Genomic DNA, 18,981 nt, shown 5'->3' with positions numbered 1-18,981 from the left:
GCGTCAGATACGTCGATACGGTTTTATTCGTCCGATAGTTATCTTCGGCCGAAAATGCAGCGTCGCACGTTCCTCGCCGCCGCCGGTGCCGCCGGAGTTACGGCGTTCGCTGGCTGTCTCGGCTCGTCGTCGTCCGGAACGCCGGACAACAACACCAACGGCTACGAAACCATCTCCGTCGACGGGTCGAACGCGCAGGTCCCACTCGCGCCGATAGACGACGTGTACCAGTGGTTCCAAGACGAGTCGGCGAAGTTCGTCGACGCCCGCGGGCAACGACAGTACGACGCCTCCCACATCAAGGGGGCGGTGCTCTCACCCGCTCCGGACGGACAGGCGAACGACCCGACCGGCGCCTGGGAGAAGTCCCAGCGTATCGTGACCTACTGCGGCTGTCCGCACCACCTCTCGTCGATGCGCGCCGCCTCGCTCATCGACTCGGGCTACACGGAGGTGTTCGCGCTGGACGAGGGCTTCTTCACGTGGCGCGACCGCGGCTACCCGCTCCAAGGGTCGGAAGTCGACGTGGAGCCTCCGTCGTACACCATCCGCGGACAGACCGACGCGTCGCTGGCGGGCCAGAACGCGTGGGCGCGACACGAGGCGTCCGGACAGCGCGAGGCCGGACCCATCGCCGACGACGGAAGCTTCGAACTCGTGTTGCACTTCTTCGACGTGACCGAGTCGTCGCCCATCGTCGTCGAGACGCCCGCCTACCGCGTCGAGCGCCCGCTCGGCGAACTCGCGGACACTGTCGTCACGAACGTAAATCGCTGAGCCAGTCGCCGCGGACGTGAATCGCTGGGTCAGTCGCCGCGGACGCCGGTCACTCGGTAGCCCATCTCCTCGATGTCTTCGACGATGGCCTCGTGGTCGGCGTCGGCTTCGTAGTAGAACACGAGGTTGAACGCGCCGTTTCGCAGGAGTTGCTGGCACTCCCAGACGAACTCGTCGTCCTCCAGCGTCAACCCCTGAAACTGGTTGGAAGCGAAGTTGGAGTCGTCGTTGCCGGCGTAGATGTACGTCTCGCCTTTCCCCGCGTGCTCGGCGATCACGTCGTTCAGTTCGACGGTGAGTTCGTGCATCTCCAGGTCCTCCTGCCCAGAGAGGTCGGTGTGGACGATGACGCCGTTGAGTTGGATGTCGCCGGGTTCCAGCAGGGCCTTCGTCCGCTTGTAGAGGTCCTCGTCGAGAATCTCGCTCATGGGCGAACCGTCGGGCGGCCGTGATAAACCCCTCACGGTTCCGTGCGAGTGGGTGCGAGTCGGCGCGAGCGCACTGGCGTATGGTGTGCGTAGACGTGTCGAACCCCGAACGCCCGGAAACGAGGGCACAAGACACATGTGGTGCGGGCGTGACGGTGTGGATATGTTCCGGCGGGTCCGGCGAGAGTTCGCATCGGGGTACGAGCGGTTGCTACGCGGCGAAGTCGGCGAGGGACCCACGCACGTCGCCATCATCCAGGACGGGAACCGGCGGTACGCCGAGCAAAACGGCGAGAACGCGCCGGACGGCCACCGTGCGGGCGCGGAGACGACCGAGCGCGTCCTCGACTGGTGTCAGGAACTCGGCATCGCCGAACTGACGCTGTACGCGTTTTCGACGGAGAACTTCGAGCGGCCACCCGAGGAGCGTGAACCGCTGTTCGACCTCATCGAGTCGAAACTGTACGAGTTCGCCGACGCGGACCGAGTCCACGAGAACGAGGTGTGCATCCGCGCCATCGGCGCCATCGACCGACTGCCAGAGCGGGTCAGAGACGCCGTCGACTACGCCGAACGACAGACTCGCGGCTACGACGAGTTCACGCTGAACATTGCGCTGGCGTACGGCGGACGCGCCGAACTGCTGGAGGCCGCCCGCGACGTCGCGCGCGCCGTCGACGCCGGGGACCTCTCACCCGACGACATCGACGTGGAGGAGGTCGAGCGCCGACTCTACCGCCGACCCGTCCGCGACGTGGACCTCATCATCCGGACCGGCGGCGACGAGCGAACCTCCAACTTCCTCCCGTGGCACGCGAACGGCAACGAGGCGGCGGTGTTCTTCTGCGCACCCTACTGGCCGGAGTTCTCGAAGGTCGATTTCCTCCGCGGCATCCGCACGTACGAGTCCCGCGAGGCGTCGTGGCAGCGTCACCGGACGAACCGGGCCGTCGCGCTTGTCAGGTCGCTGGCGGAGGCGGAACTGGCGGAGGCGAAGACCGTCGCCGGGCGACTCCGCGACCAACTCACGAGCGCTGGGGCCGCCGAGATAGACGAGGCGCTCGCGAACCACGAGACGGAACCGGCCGACTGAGCCGCTGAGCCTCTCGCCTTCGACGACGATCTTCGAACTACCGGCCAAACTTCCGTCGGTTTGCCCGCTTTGCTCGCTTCCCGACGGCGTTTGGACGTTTCGCTCGCACTCAACGTCTAAACTTCCGTTACTTCCGTGACGGCCTTCGGGCTACCGCCCGAAGCGCCGCTTTCGATCCTTGTAATCCAGCACCGCGCGGAGGTAGTCGCGCTTGCGGAAGTCCCGCCAGTTCACGTCGGTGAAGTACAGTTCCGAGTAAACCGACTGCCAGATCATGAAATCTGAGAGCCGCTCAGCCCCCGTTTTCAGCACGAGGTCCGGTTCGTCAGGGAAGACGAGTCGCCCCTCGATGTCCGTTTCGTCGATGTCTTCGGGGTCGAGTGTCCCGTCTTCGACTTCGCGGGCCAGCGAGCGGACCGCCTCGGCGAACTCGTGTTTGCCGCCGAGACCGATGCTCACCTGAATGGGGGCGTCGGCGCGTTCCGTGTCGTCGGGACTGCGGACGACGAGTTGTCGTGGGGCGTCGACATCGCGCAACTCCCGTTCGAGCGTCGGAACGACAGCGGGGTCGAGAACGCTCACCGAGACGGTGACGCGTTCGGCCCCGTACTCGAACGTCCACTCGAGGAACCGTTCGAGCGTCTCGTAAGCGCCTTTCTCCAACAGGTCGCGTTCGGTGATGACGACGGCGACGTGTCGGGGAGAGTCCGCCGTCGAGCGGCGGTGGCGAAGCGCGAGATACGTATCGTACAGGGCCACGGCTGGAAGTTGTCGTCGGGCCTCAAAAGCCCATCTCTCCGGCGGCCCGGTCGAGGGCGCTCGACGGCGGTCGTCCGTCACCAGAGCGGTCCGAGCGGTCTGAGCGGTCGGAGAGGGCCGAAGAACGGTCGAAGTCGGCCATGTCGGGAGGGTTAAGTGGTCATCGTGGATACCGATTGGTGTGACATCGACACTCCGACGCGCGGCCGGATTCGCCGCCGTCGGATCTCTCGCGCTCGCCACGCCCGCGCTCGGCGTCGCAGCGGCGGTTCCGTTCGCCGCCGTCGCCGCCGTCGCCGCGTTCGTCGGCGAGGACGGCCGTCTCTTCGAGCTGTTCGCCCGCCCGGGCGACCGCCAAGACGGCCGTCTGACCGGACTCTTGGGGTTCGCGCTCGCCGCAGCGGCGTTGGCGGTGTTGGCGACGGTGCCGGAGACGCGAATGCCCAGTAGCGCCTTCGTCGCCGCGGTCGTCCTCGTCGCCTACGGTAACCTCGGCGAGCAGTTAGTCTCCCGCTGGAACGACGGCGAGTTCCACGCCGTCGCCGGGTTCACCGTCGCCGGGTTTCTGGCGGCCGTTGGCGGGCAGGCGCTCGTCGTCTCGGTGACTCCGGAGACGCTGTCGGTTCCGAAACTTGGGTTTCTGGCCGCCGTCGGCGCGTTCGTCGCCGCGCTCCTTCGGGAGGTCCTCCTCAAACACGACGACCCGTTGGTGCTCGTCTCGACCGGCCTGCTGCTGTGGCTGTTCCACGAACTCCCTATCGACGTGTCGCCGCTGGAGGTCGGCGCAGCACTCGTGTTGACTATCGTCCTCGGCTACGTCTCGTACGCGCTCGGGACCGCGTCGGTTCCGGGGATGCTCACGGGCATCCTCCTCGGCGTGCTCACTATCGTGCTGGGCGGATTCGGCTGGTTCGCCGTTCTCATCACCTTCTTCGGTGTCGGCGCACTCTCGACGAAGTTCAAGTACGAATCGAAGCGCCAGCGCGGCGTCGCCGAGGAGAACGACGGCGCGCGCGGCAGCGGTAACGTCCTCGGCAACGCTGCCGTCGCGATGGTGGCCGTTCTCGGCTTCGCCGCGACCCAGCGAGCGAGCGTCGAGTTGCTGTTTCTGTTCGCGTTCGCCGGATCTCTCGCAGCGGCGATGAGCGATACGCTGTCGAGCGAAGTGGGCGGCCTCTTCGACACGCCGCGGCTCATCACTACGCTCCGCCCGGTCGAACCGGGAACCGACGGCGCGGTGACGTGGCAGGGCGAACTCGCCGGCGTCGTCGGGTCGGTGCTCGTCGCCGCCGTCGCCGCCATGCTGTTGCCGCTCGACCAGCCGGTCGTGAGCGCAGCCATCGTCGCACTCGGCGGTGTCGGCGGGATGACCGTCGACAGCCTCCTCGGGGCGACCGTGGAGGGCAACCGCATCGGCAATCAGGCGGTGAACTTCCTCGCGACGCTGTCGGGCGCCGTCGTGAGCGTCGCGCTCGCCGCCGTCCTCCTCTAACCCCGTGATTCGAACGGCTCGAGCCCCGGAGCGCTACACTCTCGCGTCGATGCAGTCGCTGCTCGCGGAACCAAGTCCGACACTACTTCACTGGGCCGTCCACGCGGGGAACGTCCTCGTCTCGACGGCGGACGAGCTGTCGGTCGAAACGCCGGTCGGCTATCTGCTGGCAGTGTACGGCGACGATGTCCACGTCGCCGAACTTGTCGTCGATCCCGAGCATCGCCGCGAGGGGCGAGCGAACGCGTTGCTCTCACACCTCCTCTCGTCGCTCGAAACGGGGACACGGGTCACCGTCGCCGTCGAACCTGGAAACGAGGCGGCGAGAGCGCTGTACGCGTCGATCGGATTCCGGCTGACGAGAAGAGACGAATCGTACTTCGACCGGGGACCGGCGCTGATACTCGCTCGTACGGCGTGATGTCCGGCGAGAGGCGTTCTCGATACGAAAACAGTGAGACAGCGTCACGTCACAAAGGCTATCAAGCCAGAACTGATAGCCAGATGTATGCGGACTCGCTGGATAATCGCGCTGCTGTTGCTCATCCCACTGAGCGACGCGCTGTTGCTCGTCCCCGTCGCAAGCGAGTTGGGCTTGCTCCCGACCGTCGCGCTCGTCGTACTTACCGGTCTAGTAGGGATGATGCTCGTCCGCGCGGAGGGGCGGACGACGCTCGCACGCATCCAGCAGCGGCTGGCGATCGGCGAACTTCCGGCGAACCAGCTGCTCGACGGCGGCCTGCTCATCGCAGCGGGCGCGTTTCTGCTCACGCCGGGGCTGATCACCGACGCGCTGGGGTTCCTGCTCGCGATTCCGGTGACGCGCTACCCGATTCGGACCGTCATCAAGCGCTACGTCGTGAAGCCGTATCTGGACAAGCAGGCCGACGGCTTCGTCTCCGGGGGCGTCTGGACCGGCGGCTTCCCGTATCCCGACGAGGATGACGACGACGTGTACGACGTCGGTTCGAACTCGTACCGTTTCGACGACGACGGCGACGCCGACAGATCAAACTGATTCTGCGGGCGACTTTCGGCAAAATACACCGCGGATAATCGATAGACGGCAGTGCCAGCGTCTGCCGCTGTAGTGCCAAACAGAAACCCTTAAACAAAACACCGCGCAACTACTGAATGCGCTCACTTGGGCCAATAGCTCAGTTAGGTTGAGCGCTCGGCTGATAACCGGGAGGTCCGCGGTTCAAATCCGCGTTGGCCCATCCCTTCGGTGACACCGAGTCACCCACGACGAAGGGCTGCAAACTCCCCAGCCAACTAATCTCGTTCCTACACCCGTGAGTTACGACGCTCGTCCCCCTGAATTCTCAAAACACAAAAACCGGCTCCGAACGACACCTACCCTGTCACGTCGAACGGCGGTTCCGCATCCTCCGGCAGCGGCGTCTCGTACGCGCCACTGCCGATCTCGGTCTCGAACTCCTCGCGCGCAGCCTCCACCGTCTCGGGGGTCGTCAGCAGGTCGTATGTCGCCCCGGCGAGCACTTTCGCGGTGAACGCGACGCCCTTCAGTCCGAAGTCGCCGTTGGCGGCGACGACCTGCCAGGAGTGGCCGGGTGCGCCGACGGGCCACGTCGCCGCCGTGAACTGGCCGGTCGGCGTGATCCAACTCACGTCGGCGACTTCCGTCGACCCGTGGGTCTGGTGGTCGTGGTCGAACGGTTCGACCGGGTCCGGATGCAGCGATTTCTCGCGGATCTCGTCGTACAGTTCGTCGGGGACGTTCGAGAGCCCCGACTCGATTCGGTCGTCCGGGACCGTCGCTTTCAGTTCCGCGGCGAACGCGTAGTTGGCGTCGTCGTACGGAATCGGGCCGACGGTCCGCATGTTCTCCCAGATGACCTCCGAGACCACGTCGTTGGCGCGGTAGTCGTAACACCCGGTGAGGAAGCGCTCGGAGACCTCGGTCTGCGTCATCATCGCCGCCGCCTCTGCGATGTCGCGGAGCCACTCGGTGTTGCGTTCGACCTCCTCGCGTTCCGGCGCGCGGACGTAGTGCCACACCGTCGCCTCCGCGGGGACGACGTTCGGCGCGTCGCCGCCGTCCGTGATGACGTAGTGCATCCGCGCGTCGTCGGAGATGTGCTCGCGCATGTACTCGACGCCAGTGTTCATCAGTTCGACGGCGTCGAGCGCGCTCCGTCCGGAGTCGGGCGACCCGCCCGCGTGCGCCGCCTCACCTTCGAACGTGAACATGACGGAGTCGAGCGCGTTCGACGAACCCATTCGGGGGGTGCTGAGGTCGCCGGGGTGCCACGTCAGCGCTGCGTCGAGGTCGTCGAAGACGCCCGCGCGGGCCATGTACGTCTTGCCGACCAGCGTCTCCTCGGCCGGACAACCGTAGAAGACGACGGTCCCGGAGATTCCGGACTCGTCGATGGCCTCCTTCACGGCGATGGCCGCCCCCGCGCCGGCGGTGCCGAAGAGGTTGTGGCCGCAACCGTGGCCGGGACCGCCCTCCTCGATAGGGTCGCGCTCGGATTCGATTCTCTGCGAGAGCCCTGGCAGCGCGTCGTACTCGCCGAGGATGCCGACTCGCGGGTCGCCCTCGCCGTAGGTGGCGACGAAAGCCGTCGGCATCCCGGCGACCCCGCTCTCGACCTCGAAACCCTCGCTTTCGAGCAGTTCGACGAGCGTCGCCGCCGACTGTTCCTCGTGGAGTCCGAGTTCCGGCGTCTCCCAGATTCGCTCTGCGACGTCGACGAGTCGCGGTTCGTTCTCGTCGACCCAGTCGAACACCGTTTCCTTGCCCATAGGTCACACACGACAAAACTCCCCATAAGCCTGCGTTCCGCGGAACGAGTCGCCGGTTCGCCACATCGTCGCTCGCCGCGGGTCGCTCCGGAGGGGATAGTTTGATACTGTCGGCTGGGAGAAACGAGAGCGTCGATGCGGCGTCCCAAACCACTCCCCTCGAATACGACCCGTCTGTTCCGCCGACGAGCGATCCGACTACCCATTCCGAACGCGGACGCCGAACTGGAGTTCCACCACAATATGCAAGCGGTCGCCGAATCGGTCGAACGGAAGGCGGAGATGGTCGCCGACCCGCGGGCGTCGGTCCACGAGGCGTGCGAACGGCAGTTCGAGCGCATCAGAGCCAGTTACGAGATCACGCTCGAACGTTTCGTCGGCGACGAGTACGAAGCGGTCGCTCACTCCTATTTCGACGGCGCCCGAGTCGACGGAGCGGCGGTCCTCGCGGGGTATCTCGTCGAGGCGCTGTGGCGACTCCAGCAGCTGTACTCGGTTTCGGACCTGACGTTTTTCCCGGTCATCCTGCGGTATCCGCGCTCGTGTACGATTAACGCGCGCTTCGTCCGCGGACAGATTTTCGAGAACACCGTGCTGTACGAATCCCCCGAGCACTCGGGAGTACGCCCGGACGAGGCGTACGCCGATGTCTACCACAGCGAGAGTCGGTGGTCGCAGAAGCAAGCGGCCCAACAGCTGGCGGCGAGCGCGCAGGCGATCCGCGACCGGTTTCCGGACCCCCGCGAGACACCGGTCGAGGAGCGACGCGCCGGCGGCATCGTGAGCGCGTTCGGACGACGGGGGTCGGAGTTCTCCTCGGGACTGGAACTCGTTGACGCGAACCCGGACCGCTTCGACGACGAGATAACCGAACCCCAGCTCGTCGCGGAGAGTCCGGCCGCCCAGCGCACCGAACGCGAGTGGCTCTCCCAAGACGCGACGCTCTTGTAGTCGGCTGGACTGTCCTCGTCGGTGTTTCCTCGACGTGTCGTCGGGAACGACGCACCGGCGTCGTCGGCGAGCCGCCGGAGCCGACGAACTGCCCCGCCGGTACGTCGGCGAAGCGACTCTCTCGCCGCGCGCAGCATCCGGAGCTGTTTCGATAGTGAGACACTGGCACGCCAATTCAAAAGACCTACTACAGCCACCTTCCGATGAACGAGAGAAACTGCATGAGACATCTGCGGAGAGCGTCCGAGGGAACGGCCGGAACCGACGTATTGGCACAATCGAACGGGGGGAACAGATGAGCGATTCGCCGTCGTTTTACGACCCGGCGGACACCCGTTCGGACGTTCACATCCCCGATTGCGAAGTGTGCGGCTGTGACGTGACGTTCATCGGCGTCACGCCCGCCGACTACGAGTACCACCTCATTCGTGACCACAACTATTTCCGCGGGTTCACGGCCTCGCAGTTGCGCTACGCCGTGAAGCGCGGCGTCGAACGGGCGGAAGCGCAGAACCGAGAAGTAGAGCGCTGAATTCGGCGTCAGATTGGGAGTCGCTCGACATCGGTTGGTTCCCCAGTTGTGTAACCTCGCGATTTCGCAGTGAGCTTTCCACCGCGTAACATATCTCGAATCGAGATTATCTAAAATCCGGTGCACTCGTCGTGTTACTACACTCTGTTATCAAAATACTGAATTATAATGCGCCTTGCGTGGCACCACCGTTTACGGTAGACGAAGACATGAGTGCCACAGAGTTCGCAACACACGAATGGTGGGAAGAGTATAAGAAACGAGTCAACGACGACCGAGAGATGACCGTTCGCGGTCATCAACAGTTCGACGAGAACTTCTATCTCGAAATCGGAGACGAGCGGTTCCTCGTGCAGATGGACGGCGGACGCATCGACGAGGTCGTCCCGAATCCCGGACTCAACGACGAGTGGTCGTTCGGCGTCGAGGGCAGTCGCGAGGCGTGGGAACAGTTCGTCGAGGAGACGCCGCCGGCGTTCAACCACGAGATAATCGCGTCGCACTACCGAAGCGCGGTCCGAAACGAAGACGACCACCTGATGCTCACGGGCAACAACAAGCGCATCTTCCAGAATCTCCGCGCGTTCCAGCGGACCTTGGACTTGATGCGACCGACCGAGGGAGGGAGCTAAGATGAGCGTCACCGACAACGAGGCCGTCGAGGAGATCACCGGTCGATACGTCCACATCACCGTCGGCGGCGTCGACCACCGCGTCTACTTCGAGGAGAACGGTCCCGAGGACGGGATTCCGCTGCTCTGTCAGCACACCGCCGGGTGTAACAACCAAGAGTGGCGACATCTGCTGACCGACGACGAAATAACCAACGAATTCCGCGTCATCGCGTACGACCTCCCGTTCCACGGGAAGTCCGTCCCGCCGACGAGTCAGCCGTGGTGGACCGAAGATTACACGCTGGACGCAAAGCAGTTCGCCGAGACCATCGTCGCCATCGCGGACGCCCTCGAACTCGAAGATCCCATCTACATGGGGTCGAGCATGGGCGGGAACATCACGCTCGAACTGGCCGACTGGCACCCCGAGCGGTTTCGGGCGCTCATCGGCCTCGAGTGCGGCGCGCACAGTCCCGGCTTCTACATCGACTGGCTCGACCACCCCGAGGTCAACACCTCGGAGGTTAACGCCTACTCCTGTTGGGGACTGATGGCCCCGCAGAGTCCGGAACAGACGCGTCGCGAGACGATGTATCTGTACGAACAGGGGGCGACGGGCGTGTTCAAAGGCGACCTCTACTACTACTCCGTCGACCACGATTACCGCGACAGACTCGACGACGTGAAGGCCGACCAGTGTCCGCTGTACATCGTCAACGGCGAGTACGACTACCTGACGACGCCCGACGACGGGCGCGAAACGGCCGAAGGCGTCGGCGACGGCGCAGTCGCGATGGAGATGGCCCGGATCGGTCACTTCCCGATGAGCGAGAACCCGGAGCTGTTCAACGCCTACCTCAGAGAGATACTCGACGACATCACCGGCAAGAGAGAGGGCAAGCTGCCGGACGTCATCGAACCCGACGACGTCGGCGTGGAACTGACGCCGACAGCGCCGACGGAGCAGAAGACCGAGAGCGACTGACCGCGCCGTCGTCTCCGTCCTTTTTTCGACGACCGCCGGTTCTGTCACTGATATTTGATATTCCACCTCACAGAAACTGATAAAGCAGATGAGTTACTCGGTACCGTCACACACAGACGAATGACGGAACAGAGTTCAAAACGGAACGTGATTTGCTGCGAAGAGACCTTGAACGGAAGCGTCCGACTGTACGACAGCGAGAACGACGACGCGTGGATTTGTTCTACGGAGACACTACTTCTCTCGTGGCAGACGTAACCATCCGAGACGCGATCACGGGTACGTCACCATGGCGTGAGTCGAGACGACGTCGCTAGCGCGATTCGACGAACGCAACGACCTGTTTCGAAACCTTCTGTCGACGAGTATCGCCGCAGCTGAGTGTCCGAGAAGGCACTCAATCGGGGCCAGAAGTCGTTCATTATCGCGCGACAACTGTCAGTTATCCATCCATTTTTTTTTTTCTCGTGACCACAACACATGATTCGAGATTGATATCCAATAGATAAAACACCAAAATCGAGCGACTGCGCCGAGATAGGTCGAACGTTTCTAATTCGTGTGATTAGACACTAAATATATATGGATGAATTCATTCGGTGTAGGGAAACACACCAATGAGACAGAACGTATCCGGGCAGGGTGTCACCGCCTGCGGCACATGGGTCCCTCGAACAGCGAGGAATAGTGCCCGCTTTCTACTGGTGTATTCGAGACAATCATGAACTTCAAAAATATGTTCAAGCGAGGGAGAATCGAGCGGTTTTACCTGTGAAACACTTGGGGCTCTGGATAACGCCGATTTCAGCTCCGGTGACACGATTTCGGTTGTCTGGGAAAATCCGGCAGTCGGTTCCACAACCATCATCGCCGAGTCCACGGCACCGTAGACTTCCACAACTGAACTAGCAGTTTTCGTTATTTATCACCCAACCACCAAGAGTGACAACCCAAGTACGCTGAGACCGTATTACCGATGTGGCAAAGGACAAAGACCTCGGTTCCATTTCCGGACTCCCGGACGAACTCGGCATCGACGACGACCTCGCGCGCACCCAGCAGGTACTGACAGTATCCGTCGACACGCGACGTTACGGCAAACCCGTCACGCTCGTGAAGGGCTTCGAGGGCGACACCAACGTGAAGGAACTCGCCTCGACACTGAAGCGGAAACTCGCCTGCGGCGGCACAGTCGAAGACGGCGTCATCGAGTTGCAGGGCAACCACAAGGAGAGAGTGCCAGACGTCCTGCGCGAGCAGGGTTACACCGTCGAAACCTAACTTCGAGGTTCGGCACAGGGCGACCGGTGCGTAGGCGTCCGGCGCGCGTAGGGAATGCGACGGCCGACGCACGCGGACGCGGGTATTTTCGACGTGTTGACCGTGTGATTTATTCGCCGTTGCTGAGATTTCTGACCTGATGGTCCACCAACACGTACCGCGGAGGTGTCGCTGATGGTCTCGTTCGCCGACCGACTCGCCGACGGGTGGGAGAAAGCGGAGCAGATGACGACGCTCGCGCTCGTCCCCGTCGTCGTCACGCTGACGAACTTCCAGAACATCGTCAACCTCCTCTCGGCGAGTCGCTACGGCGGAGGGATGACGTTCCTCATCCCGGCAGGCGTCGTCGACCTCTGGTCGTTCGTGAGCGTCCCGACACCGCAACAGAAGGAGGTCAACGTCAACATAAACGGCCTTCCGGTCGGCTCGCTCGAAGCGGCCGCGTTCAATCTCGCCCTCGTCTTCCTCACCACGCTCGTCCACGGCGCGCTCGTGGCGGGCTACTTCGGGAGCATCCGGGACGTACTCACCACCGGCGAGTACGACTTCGAACGGAACGTTCGACGGTACTTCGTGACGATGCTCGGCTACGGGTTGTTGCCCATTCTGGCGATGCTGCCGATGATATCTCTCGGACTCACGCTCGGTAATGCCATCGTGCCGTTGGTCCTCCTCTCGATACCGCTGATGCTCGCTGCAACCTACCTATTCGCAGCGACGCCGTATCTCGTCGTCCTCCGTGAGCTGACGCTCGCCTCAGCGCTGGTCGAGAGCTATCGAGTGACGACCACCGGCGAGTTCTTTCGTTTCGCGCTGCTGCTGGTCGCAGTGGGGCTTCCGCTGTCGCTCGCCCTCAGCACCGTCGTGCGACTGCTCGGCATCGTCGGCATCGTCGGCGGGGCGCTGCTCCTCGCGCCCGTCGGTCTCGCGTGCAACGCGGCGACGATGCGTCTCGTCGCGGACGTCGACCCCGAGTCGCCGTCGCTCGGAGCGTGGGATTACTCGCGGCGAGGAGACGACGAGACCGGTCCCGCGCCGACGAGGTGAAGGACTTGCCGACGAGGTGAACGGCGCGCCGGGTCAGAAGAACTCGCGGAGGTACACGTTCTCCGTCGGATACAGCGCGTCGAGCGTCGCAACCGCCTCCGCGGCGGCGGCATCGGCGTCGCCGACGCCCTCAACCGCGTCGATTCGGCCGTCGTCCCGGAGCGCCCGCGCCGAGCGCGCACCAACGAGAATCTGTGAGAGCGCGCCGACGCCGAGGCGGAGCGTCGGGGCGAAGTCCGTCGTCTCGCACGTCGCGCGTCCCTCGGCGGCGTGAATCTCGAACGCGCCGTCGTTCCACGCGCAGCGGTCGTCGGTCACCGCGAGCGCGACGGAGTCGGACGCGTCGTCGGGAACTGGCACCGATTCGACCGCGGCGCGAACGTCGACGACGCGGACCATCGGTCCCGAACGGCGTTCGACCGTCGCCGCGCGCGGGTCCGAAAGCCGGTAGAGCAGGTCGGCGCCGAGCGGTCCGTCGAAGCGGACGTGTTCGACCTGCGAGTCGTGGTCCCGGCAGAATCGGAGCAGGTTGCGGCGGGCCTCGGCGTCGACGCCGGCGAGTTCGCGCAGGTGCATCGTTTTCTCTTCCTCGGCGGCGTCGTTCTCGACGGTGTAAACGAGGTACCCTCGAAGGTCTCCGTCGTCGTTCTCCCACCCGTAGACGTAGGGGTTCGTCCCCCACGACTCGAAGACGCGGTGTCGCCACCAGCCCTCGGTCCGTCTGAGCGCGAGCGTCTCCGTCGCCGCCTCGCGGTGGACGGCGTCGAGCGCCTCGTACTCGTCGACGTCGACGCGGCGGAACCGGCCGCTCGCGTCGTCCGCGTCGCCGACCACCGAAGAGAGTTCGCCCGGCGGGAGCGTCGTCCGGTCGTAGGTGTTCGTCGTCGCCCAGCCGAATCGCGCGTAGAAGGCGTAGTCGAACGGCCACAGCGCCGAGAACGGAACTCCTTCCTCGCGGAGTTCGGCGAGAAACGCGTCGAGCATCCGGCCGATGTGTCCCCGTCGCCGCGTCTCCGGCGGGGAGGCGACGGCCGCGAGACCGCCGACGCGTCGGGACGACCCGCGAACCAGCATCGAGAAGTCGTACCATCCGCAGACCGCCCGGATGTCGTCGCTATCGAGGTCGGCGTCGGACGTCTCCTCGTCGGCGCCCGCGTACACCGCTCGCGACGAGAAAATGTCGGGACGCTCCGGCGGGTCGTCGTCGAGTTCCGGCCCGTCTTCCGGGCTGAACGCGTACTCCAGGATCCGTCGGTAGGCGTCTTCGTGCGCCTCCGGTAACGGTCTGTACTCCATGCCATGGCGTCGAAGTCGGCACACAAAGCCTTCGCGGTGGCGTGCGAGTCGGGCTCACGCGGGCCGGGATGACCCCGCCCCCGAAACCGAGTGATTCAGGGATATCGAGAGTTAACCCCCGGTATGGCCGAAAGCGACGACGGACTCATCACGCGGGACAACCTTCTCCTGATACTCATCCTCTTTACCGGTATCGTCGCGACGGGTATCGCACGGCGTACGCTGGGTGAACTCGGCTACAACGGAATAGGCGAAATCGTCTTCGTCGTGGGCTACGGCAGCATGATACTCGTCCTCTGGTACGGCTGGATTCGCCCGCTCGACATCACCGGCCCCTCTGAACGGGAGCGGACTGAGCGGTAGAACGGAACTTTAATGCCCGGTTCCGGGCCACTTACCGGTAAGGATGCTCCTGCAGATCATCGACAGCTTCCTGCTCAATTACAACGTGGGGCAGGCCCTGCTGCTCGGCTTTATCGTGCTGACGCTCGGTGCGATACCGCTCGGGTCGCGTCGGATTCTGGGTATCAACTTCGTCGTGTTCGGTCTCATCTTCGCGCTCACGCCGACGGACCTCGTGCCGGTACACTACCTGTTCCTCGGCATCACGCTGATGGTCGTCGGCCCGATGATTTACGTGACGGCCAACGAGTGACGCCCAGCGAGTGACGGACGACGCGACGACGGGCGACGCTCCGCGCTTCGCCAGCTTTTTCTCCCGACTCTGGATACCGCAGGCCATGATTACCGTGCGCGCGCCGGCGACCAGTGCGAACCTCGGAAGCGGCTTCGACGTGTTCGGCGTCGCGCTCGGTCGACCGGCGGACGTCGTCCGCGTCGAACGCGCCAGCGAGACGACCATCGACGTGACCGGCACCGGGAGCCGGTACATCCCCGAAGACCCCGACAAAAACACCGTCGGGGCCGTCGCCGAGGCGCTCGACGCGCCGGCGCACATTCGCATCGACAAGGGCGTCCGACCCTCGTCGGGTCTCGGATCGTCGGCCGCGAGCGCCGCGGGGGCCGCCGTCGCACTCAACGAACTGTACGGCCGCGGCCTCACCCGCGAGGAGCTCGTCTCCGTCGCCGCGAAGGGCGAGGCCGTCGTCTCCGGCGAGGCACACGCCGACAACGTCGCGCCTGCGCTGCTCGGCGGCTTCACCGTCGCCACCGACAGCGGCGTGACGAGCGTCGACGCGGAGGTGCCGGTCGTCGCCTGCCTCCCGGAAATCGCCGTCTCGACGCGCGATGCTCGTGGCGTCCTCCCCTCGGAAGCGACGCTCGACGAACTCGTCTCGACGGTCGGCAACGCGTCGACGCTCACTGTCGGCATGTGTCGCAGCGACCCCGAACTCGTCGGCCGTGGGATGGACGACCCGGTTGTCACCCCCGCCCGCGCGGCGCTCATCACCGGCTATGACGACGTGCGCGACGCCGCGCTCCGAACGGGCGCGACGGGCGTCACCGTCAGCGGCGCGGGCCCGTCGATTTTCGCCGTCTGTCGCCGCGGCAAACGCAGACGCGTCGCCGCGGCGATGGTCGAGACGTTCGGCAACGCGGGCGTCAACGCGCGAGCGTATCAGACCGAAGTCGGCGAGGGTGCGACGGTTCTCTGAGTCCGGGTCACGGCGGCATTGGGCGGAGGCGACGTGCCGTCCTCGCGGTCGGAACGCTTTTGTCCGCATCCTAACATTCACGATTAATGAAACGTGCACTCGTCGTCGTCACGGAATCGGAGCGCTCGAAGCAACTGGTTCGCGAAGCGGGCGAACTCGCCGCCGAGGTCGACGCCGAACTCGTCCTGCTCTCGGTCACTGCACAGTCGGCGTACGACGATACCCGCCAATCGACCGTCGACGCCGGCGCGCCGGAGTCTGCGTACTCGCTCGCCGACGCCCGAAACGACGCCGAGGAGCTCGCAGAGAGCGTCGCCGACGAGGTGCTCGCCGATCTAGACGTCGGCTACGAGACGGTCGGCGCGGTGGGTCGACTCGCGGACCGAATCCTCGGTATCGCCACCGAACTCGACTGCGACCACGTGTTCATCGCCGGCCGTCGGCGCTCGCCGACTGGGAAGGCGCTGTTCGGCGACGCGACTCAAGAGGTGCTGTTATCGTTCGACGGTCCGGTAACGGTGAGTCTCGGCGACGACTGACGAGCCGTCGCCTCCGGTTCTCCTTCCGTCTGCGTTAGCCGCTCAGACGCCGCGACCCTGCAGCTTCTCCTCGTCGGACATCTCGCTGTTCGACTGCCCCTTCATCCCCCTACCCACGTCGGTCGCGATGTCGGCGAGGCGCTCGGGGTCGTCCCAGTTGTTGACGGCTTCGACGATGGCCTCGCCCATCGCCTCGGGGTTCTCCGCGCCGAAGATGCCGGAGCCGACGAAGATGCCGTCGCAGCCGTGGTGCATCATCAGCGCCGCGTCGGCGGGCGTCGCGATACCGCCCGCGGCGAAGTTGACGACGGGCAGTCGACCCATCTTCGCGGTCTCGTGGACGAGATCTGCGGGCGCTTCGTTCTCGCGGGCCCACTTCTCGCGCTCCTCGTGGTTCTTCCCCTTGAGTTCGCGGATTGAACCCTTGATGGTGCGCTGGTGCTGGACGGCCTGGTTCACGTCGCCCGTCCCGGCCTCGCCCTTCGTCCGGATCATCGCAGCGCCCTCGTCGATGCGCCGCAGCGCCTCGCCGAGGTTGCGCGCGCCGCAGACGAACGGCGAGGTAAACTCGCGCTTGTCGATGTGGTACTCGTCGTCGGCGGGCGTCAGCACCTCGGACTCGTCGATCATGTCGACGCCGAGCGCTTCGAGAATCTGCGCCTCGGTGTGGTGGCCGATGCGGGCTTTCCCCATCACCGGGATGGAGACTTCGTCGATTATCTCGGTGACGTTCGCCGGGTCGGGCATCCGGGCGACGCCGCCGCGCTTGCGGATGTCGGCCGGCACGGCCTCCAGCGCCATCACGGCGACCGCGCCGGCGTCCTCGGCGACGCGGGCCTGCTCGCGCGTGACGACGTCCATGATGACGCCGCCTTTCTGCATCTGTGCGAAGCCTCGCTTGACGAGGTCGGTGCCGCGCTTGAGTTCGGTGAGGTCTGTCTCCTCGGTCATGACTGGACGTTGGGACGGGTTCACTTATCGGTGTCCTTCCGGCCAAACGGGGTCACGATGGCTTACATCTCCGAGGATGGGTGATTCGGACGAAGCACCGGCGTCGTCGAGTGTTCGAGCGTTCGCGCGTTCACGAGGCGTCGACCGTCCGCTCGAACTCCTGTATGGCCTCGTCGCTCCCGGCGACGAACATCTCGTCGCCCGACTCGATGACGGTCTCTTCGTCGGTGCGAACGATGCCACCGCGAGCGACGCCGACTACCGTCCACTCCCGGTCAGCGTTGCGGCGGGCGTCGCCCAGCGCCTCGCCCGCGAACGCCGACGCGTCGGCCCGGACGAGCCGAATCTGACCGACCGGGTCCATCACTCGTTCGCCGTGGACCTCCGCCGCGACGAGTCTGGCGCAGAGCTGCTGGATGGAGAGAACGTAGTCGGCTCCGGCTCTGAACGCCGGCGCCGTCTTCTCGGTGTCCGTCACGCGAACGAGTATCTCGACGCCCGGGGCCAGCGACCGGGCCATCGCCGTGGTCAACAGCGCGTCGGCGTCGTCGTCGACGGTGACGATGAGCGCCGAGGCGCCCTCGACGTCGGCCTCGCGGAGCGTCTCCGGTTCGGTCACGTCGCCGACCACGTCCGGGTCGCAGTCCGGCGATTCGTCGACGGTCGTCACCGGGACGTGCGCCGGCAGCGCCTCGACGGCGGCGGTGCCGCCCTCGCCGAGTCCCGCGACGACGACTCGTTCCTGCGACGTGTCGCGGGGGTTTCGCACGCCCGCCACCTCGTTTGCGACTTCGTCGAGTGTGTATTCCGGACCGGCGACGACGAGGACGGTGTTGGGGGTGAGTCGGTCCGTCGGCGACGGCGGCACGTGTAGCTCGCCGTCGAACCAGCCCGCGACCAGCGTGAGGTCCGGATGCGAGGCGAGCGGCGACTCCCGTATCTGGACGCCGTGGAGCGAACTTCCGCGTCGGACGAGCACCTCGCGAATCGTAACCGAGCCGGCGTCGACGGCGGTGTCGATGCTGACCGGCGTCGTCGCTTTCTCCGCCAGGCGTCGGCCGATGAGCGCGTGCGGCGCGACGCTCCGGTCAACGCCGATTTCGGCGAACGCGGCCTTGCGACGTGTCGAGTCGGTGAAGCTTATCACCCGTAGCTCCTCGTTCGCCTCCAGCGCCGTCAGGACGACGCTCGCGGTGCGCGTGCCGGCGTCGGTGATGAGCATCGACGCCTTCTCGATGGAGGCGCGGTCGAGGTCCTCGCGGTCCTCGGGGTCGCCGTTTATCGCCTGATAGCCGTCGTCGGAGAGGCGCTTGGCCTCTTCGTCGTCGGACTCGACGAGCACGTAGTCCACGTCGAGTTCTTCGAGTTCGTCGAGGAGAATCTCGGTGTCCCGCTGATACTCCGCGACGACCACGTGGTCGTTCTTGACGGAGAGGCGGTCGTCGAGCCGCAGCGGGGCTCGCTCGAACAGCGGGATGACGAGCACCCGCAGCGTGACGAAGCCGATGACGACGCCGGTGACCTGCATCGTGGCAACGAAGAGGTTCATCGCCGGGGTTCGCCACGGGGAGTCGGCGCCGTAGCCGGTCGTCGTCATCGTCTCGATGACCGTGTTGAGCGCCTGAAAGATGGAGCGCGGACGGTTTTCGAGCGTTCGCATCCCCCAGAAGTAGAGAAGGGTAAACGCGGCAACGACGGAGACAAGTCCGATTCCGTAGCTGATAACGAGGCGCTGGCGGCGAGTGAGGTCACGAAGACGGAGGCCCTTCAGATCGCGGAGTTCACGCATTTCGGAATCTACCCCTTAGTTGGCGTTCCACTATGAGGTAGTTTGGGACGACGGTCGTG

21 protein-coding genes and 1 tRNA gene are annotated in these 18,981 nt (G+C 65.0%); 16 read left to right on the top strand and 6 right to left on the bottom strand.

The genetic code is table 11. The features are described 5' to 3' along the window. Nucleotides 1-54: 54 nt before the first annotated feature. Entirely contained in the window at nucleotides 55-777 is a 723-nt protein-coding gene (locus LAQ58_RS02580; RefSeq protein ID WP_224449066.1) for a rhodanese-like domain-containing protein, read from the top strand. Nucleotides 778-806: 29 nt separating this feature from the next. Here the strand turns inward: LAQ58_RS02580 and LAQ58_RS02575 are convergent, their stop codons facing one another. Then, nucleotides 807-1,205, bottom strand: a complete 399-nt coding sequence (locus LAQ58_RS02575) for a DUF5778 family protein (protein WP_224449065.1) — start codon at nucleotides 1,203-1,205, stop codon at nucleotides 807-809. A 163-nt stretch (nucleotides 1,206-1,368) separates the two neighbouring features. On the opposite strand from LAQ58_RS02575, the gene uppS reads away from it, so the two are divergent. Then, nucleotides 1,369-2,298: a polyprenyl diphosphate synthase gene (gene uppS / locus LAQ58_RS02570; protein ID WP_224449064.1), complete on the top strand. Its 930-nt coding sequence runs from the start codon at nucleotides 1,369-1,371 to the stop codon at nucleotides 2,296-2,298. A gap of 150 nt (nucleotides 2,299-2,448) precedes the next feature. Here the strand turns inward: uppS and LAQ58_RS02565 are convergent, their stop codons facing one another. Then, entirely contained in the window at nucleotides 2,449-3,057 is a 609-nt protein-coding gene (locus tag LAQ58_RS02565) for an undecaprenyl diphosphate synthase family protein (protein ID WP_224449063.1), read from the bottom strand. 181 nt (nucleotides 3,058-3,238) lie between these two features. Here LAQ58_RS02565 and LAQ58_RS02560 point away from each other — a divergent pair, with 181 nt between their 5' ends. The 4 genes from LAQ58_RS02560 to LAQ58_RS02545 all read left to right on the top strand — a co-directional run bounded on the left by LAQ58_RS02560 (nucleotide 3,239) and on the right by LAQ58_RS02545 (nucleotide 5,769). Continuing rightward, nucleotides 3,239-4,549 carry a DUF92 domain-containing protein gene (locus tag LAQ58_RS02560; protein WP_224449062.1) on the top strand — a complete coding sequence of 437 codons (1,311 nt, stop codon included), beginning with the start codon at nucleotides 3,239-3,241 and terminating at the stop codon, nucleotides 4,547-4,549. 49 nt (nucleotides 4,550-4,598) lie between these two features. Beyond that, on the top strand, nucleotides 4,599-4,970 hold the full coding sequence (locus LAQ58_RS02555) for a GNAT family N-acetyltransferase (protein ID WP_224449061.1): 372 nt from the start codon (nucleotides 4,599-4,601) through the stop codon (nucleotides 4,968-4,970). 87 nt (nucleotides 4,971-5,057) lie between these two features. Then, nucleotides 5,058-5,567 (top strand): FxsA family protein, encoded by a 510-nt coding sequence (locus tag LAQ58_RS02550; RefSeq protein WP_224449060.1) that lies wholly within the window; start codon nucleotides 5,058-5,060, stop codon nucleotides 5,565-5,567. A 128-nt stretch (nucleotides 5,568-5,695) separates the two neighbouring features. Further along, a tRNA-Ile gene (locus LAQ58_RS02545) sits at nucleotides 5,696-5,769 on the top strand. Between the two features lie 136 nt (nucleotides 5,770-5,905). Here LAQ58_RS02545 and LAQ58_RS02540 read toward each other — a convergent pair. Next, complete coding sequence (locus LAQ58_RS02540; RefSeq protein ID WP_224449059.1) at nucleotides 5,906-7,321, bottom strand: amidohydrolase; 1,416 nt, start codon at nucleotides 7,319-7,321, stop codon at nucleotides 5,906-5,908. A gap of 135 nt (nucleotides 7,322-7,456) precedes the next feature. On the opposite strand from LAQ58_RS02540, the gene LAQ58_RS02535 reads away from it, so the two are divergent. From LAQ58_RS02535 to LAQ58_RS02510, 6 genes are all read left to right on the top strand, one after another. After that, complete coding sequence (locus tag LAQ58_RS02535) at nucleotides 7,457-8,272, top strand: hypothetical protein (protein WP_224449058.1); 816 nt, start codon at nucleotides 7,457-7,459, stop codon at nucleotides 8,270-8,272. 295 nt (nucleotides 8,273-8,567) lie between these two features. After that, on the top strand, nucleotides 8,568-8,804 hold the full coding sequence (locus LAQ58_RS02530; protein ID WP_224449057.1) for a hypothetical protein: 237 nt from the start codon (nucleotides 8,568-8,570) through the stop codon (nucleotides 8,802-8,804). A gap of 281 nt (nucleotides 8,805-9,085) precedes the next feature. After that, the gene (locus LAQ58_RS02525; RefSeq protein ID WP_224449056.1) at nucleotides 9,086-9,436 is read left to right on the top strand and encodes a hypothetical protein; all 351 of its coding nucleotides are present in this window, start codon (nucleotides 9,086-9,088) and stop codon (nucleotides 9,434-9,436) included. A gap of 1 nt (nucleotide 9,437) precedes the next feature. Next, nucleotides 9,438-10,403, top strand: coding sequence for an alpha/beta fold hydrolase (locus LAQ58_RS02520; protein WP_224449055.1), 966 nt, complete (start codon nucleotides 9,438-9,440; stop codon nucleotides 10,401-10,403). A 978-nt stretch (nucleotides 10,404-11,381) separates the two neighbouring features. Continuing rightward, nucleotides 11,382-11,684: a stress response translation initiation inhibitor YciH gene (yciH, locus tag LAQ58_RS02515; protein WP_224449054.1), complete on the top strand. Its 303-nt coding sequence runs from the start codon at nucleotides 11,382-11,384 to the stop codon at nucleotides 11,682-11,684. A 174-nt stretch (nucleotides 11,685-11,858) separates the two neighbouring features. Next, nucleotides 11,859-12,731: a hypothetical protein gene (locus LAQ58_RS02510; RefSeq protein WP_224449053.1), complete on the top strand. Its 873-nt coding sequence runs from the start codon at nucleotides 11,859-11,861 to the stop codon at nucleotides 12,729-12,731. A gap of 33 nt (nucleotides 12,732-12,764) precedes the next feature. Here LAQ58_RS02510 and LAQ58_RS02505 read toward each other — a convergent pair whose 3' ends face one another. Next, nucleotides 12,765-14,027 carry a GNAT family N-acetyltransferase gene (locus LAQ58_RS02505; RefSeq protein WP_224449052.1) on the bottom strand — a complete coding sequence of 421 codons (1,263 nt, stop codon included), beginning with the start codon at nucleotides 14,025-14,027 and terminating at the stop codon, nucleotides 12,765-12,767. Nucleotides 14,028-14,150: 123 nt separating this feature from the next. Here LAQ58_RS02505 and LAQ58_RS02500 point away from each other — a divergent pair, with 123 nt between their 5' ends. From LAQ58_RS02500 to LAQ58_RS02485, 4 genes are all read left to right on the top strand, one after another. Further along, nucleotides 14,151-14,390, top strand: a complete 240-nt coding sequence (locus LAQ58_RS02500) for a DUF7996 family protein (RefSeq protein ID WP_224449051.1) — start codon at nucleotides 14,151-14,153, stop codon at nucleotides 14,388-14,390. 43 nt (nucleotides 14,391-14,433) lie between these two features. Beyond that, nucleotides 14,434-14,682: a DUF8006 family protein gene (locus LAQ58_RS02495; RefSeq protein WP_224449050.1), complete on the top strand. Its 249-nt coding sequence runs from the start codon at nucleotides 14,434-14,436 to the stop codon at nucleotides 14,680-14,682. Nucleotides 14,683-14,767: 85 nt separating this feature from the next. After that, nucleotides 14,768-15,643 carry a homoserine kinase gene (locus LAQ58_RS02490; RefSeq protein ID WP_224449049.1) on the top strand — a complete coding sequence of 292 codons (876 nt, stop codon included), beginning with the start codon at nucleotides 14,768-14,770 and terminating at the stop codon, nucleotides 15,641-15,643. An 86-nt stretch (nucleotides 15,644-15,729) separates the two neighbouring features. Continuing rightward, the gene (locus LAQ58_RS02485; RefSeq protein ID WP_224449048.1) at nucleotides 15,730-16,182 is read left to right on the top strand and encodes a universal stress protein; all 453 of its coding nucleotides are present in this window, start codon (nucleotides 15,730-15,732) and stop codon (nucleotides 16,180-16,182) included. Nucleotides 16,183-16,224: 42 nt separating this feature from the next. Here the strand turns inward: LAQ58_RS02485 and pdxS are convergent, their stop codons facing one another. Together pdxS and LAQ58_RS02475 are read right to left on the bottom strand one after the other, a co-directional pair. After that, a complete protein-coding gene (gene pdxS / locus LAQ58_RS02480) occupies nucleotides 16,225-17,133 on the bottom strand; it encodes a pyridoxal 5'-phosphate synthase lyase subunit PdxS (protein WP_224449047.1) in 909 nt (302 codons plus the stop codon). Between the two features lie 130 nt (nucleotides 17,134-17,263). Further along, a complete protein-coding gene (locus tag LAQ58_RS02475; RefSeq protein ID WP_224449046.1) occupies nucleotides 17,264-18,922 on the bottom strand; it encodes a potassium channel family protein in 1,659 nt (552 codons plus the stop codon). Nucleotides 18,923-18,981: the final 59 nt, after the last annotated feature.

The sequence above is a fragment of the Haloprofundus salilacus genome (assembly GCF_020150815.1).
Taxonomy (GTDB): Archaea; Halobacteriota; Halobacteria; order Halobacteriales; family Haloferacaceae; genus Haloprofundus; species Haloprofundus salilacus.
This window is presented reverse-complemented; position numbering and strand designations above follow the sequence as displayed.

Coding starts and splice junctions, on each gene's coding strand:
- LAQ58_RS02580 (WP_224449066.1), top strand. CDS start 55: ATGCAGCGTCGCACGTTCCTCGCCGCCGCCGGTGCCGCCGGAGTTACG.
- LAQ58_RS02555 (WP_224449061.1), top strand. CDS start 4,599: ATGCAGTCGCTGCTCGCGGAACCAAGTCCGACACTACTTCACTGGGCC.
- LAQ58_RS02575 (WP_224449065.1), bottom strand. CDS start 1,205: ATGAGCGAGATTCTCGACGAGGACCTCTACAAGCGGACGAAGGCCCTG.
- uppS (WP_224449064.1), top strand. CDS start 1,369: ATGTTCCGGCGGGTCCGGCGAGAGTTCGCATCGGGGTACGAGCGGTTG.
- LAQ58_RS02495 (WP_224449050.1), top strand. CDS start 14,434: ATGCTCCTGCAGATCATCGACAGCTTCCTGCTCAATTACAACGTGGGG.
- LAQ58_RS02510 (WP_224449053.1), top strand. CDS start 11,859: ATGGTCTCGTTCGCCGACCGACTCGCCGACGGGTGGGAGAAAGCGGAG.
- LAQ58_RS02535 (WP_224449058.1), top strand. CDS start 7,457: ATGCGGCGTCCCAAACCACTCCCCTCGAATACGACCCGTCTGTTCCGC.
- LAQ58_RS02490 (WP_224449049.1), top strand. CDS start 14,768: ATGATTACCGTGCGCGCGCCGGCGACCAGTGCGAACCTCGGAAGCGGC.
- LAQ58_RS02550 (WP_224449060.1), top strand. CDS start 5,058: ATGCGGACTCGCTGGATAATCGCGCTGCTGTTGCTCATCCCACTGAGC.
- LAQ58_RS02485 (WP_224449048.1), top strand. CDS start 15,730: ATGAAACGTGCACTCGTCGTCGTCACGGAATCGGAGCGCTCGAAGCAA.
- pdxS (WP_224449047.1), bottom strand. CDS start 17,133: ATGACCGAGGAGACAGACCTCACCGAACTCAAGCGCGGCACCGACCTC.
- LAQ58_RS02525 (WP_224449056.1), top strand. CDS start 9,086: ATGACCGTTCGCGGTCATCAACAGTTCGACGAGAACTTCTATCTCGAA.
- LAQ58_RS02500 (WP_224449051.1), top strand. CDS start 14,151: ATGGCCGAAAGCGACGACGGACTCATCACGCGGGACAACCTTCTCCTG.
- LAQ58_RS02475 (WP_224449046.1), bottom strand. CDS start 18,922: ATGCGTGAACTCCGCGATCTGAAGGGCCTCCGTCTTCGTGACCTCACT.
- LAQ58_RS02530 (WP_224449057.1), top strand. CDS start 8,568: ATGAGCGATTCGCCGTCGTTTTACGACCCGGCGGACACCCGTTCGGAC.
- LAQ58_RS02540 (WP_224449059.1), bottom strand. CDS start 7,321: ATGGGCAAGGAAACGGTGTTCGACTGGGTCGACGAGAACGAACCGCGA.
- LAQ58_RS02520 (WP_224449055.1), top strand. CDS start 9,438: ATGAGCGTCACCGACAACGAGGCCGTCGAGGAGATCACCGGTCGATAC.
- LAQ58_RS02505 (WP_224449052.1), bottom strand. CDS start 14,027: ATGGAGTACAGACCGTTACCGGAGGCGCACGAAGACGCCTACCGACGG.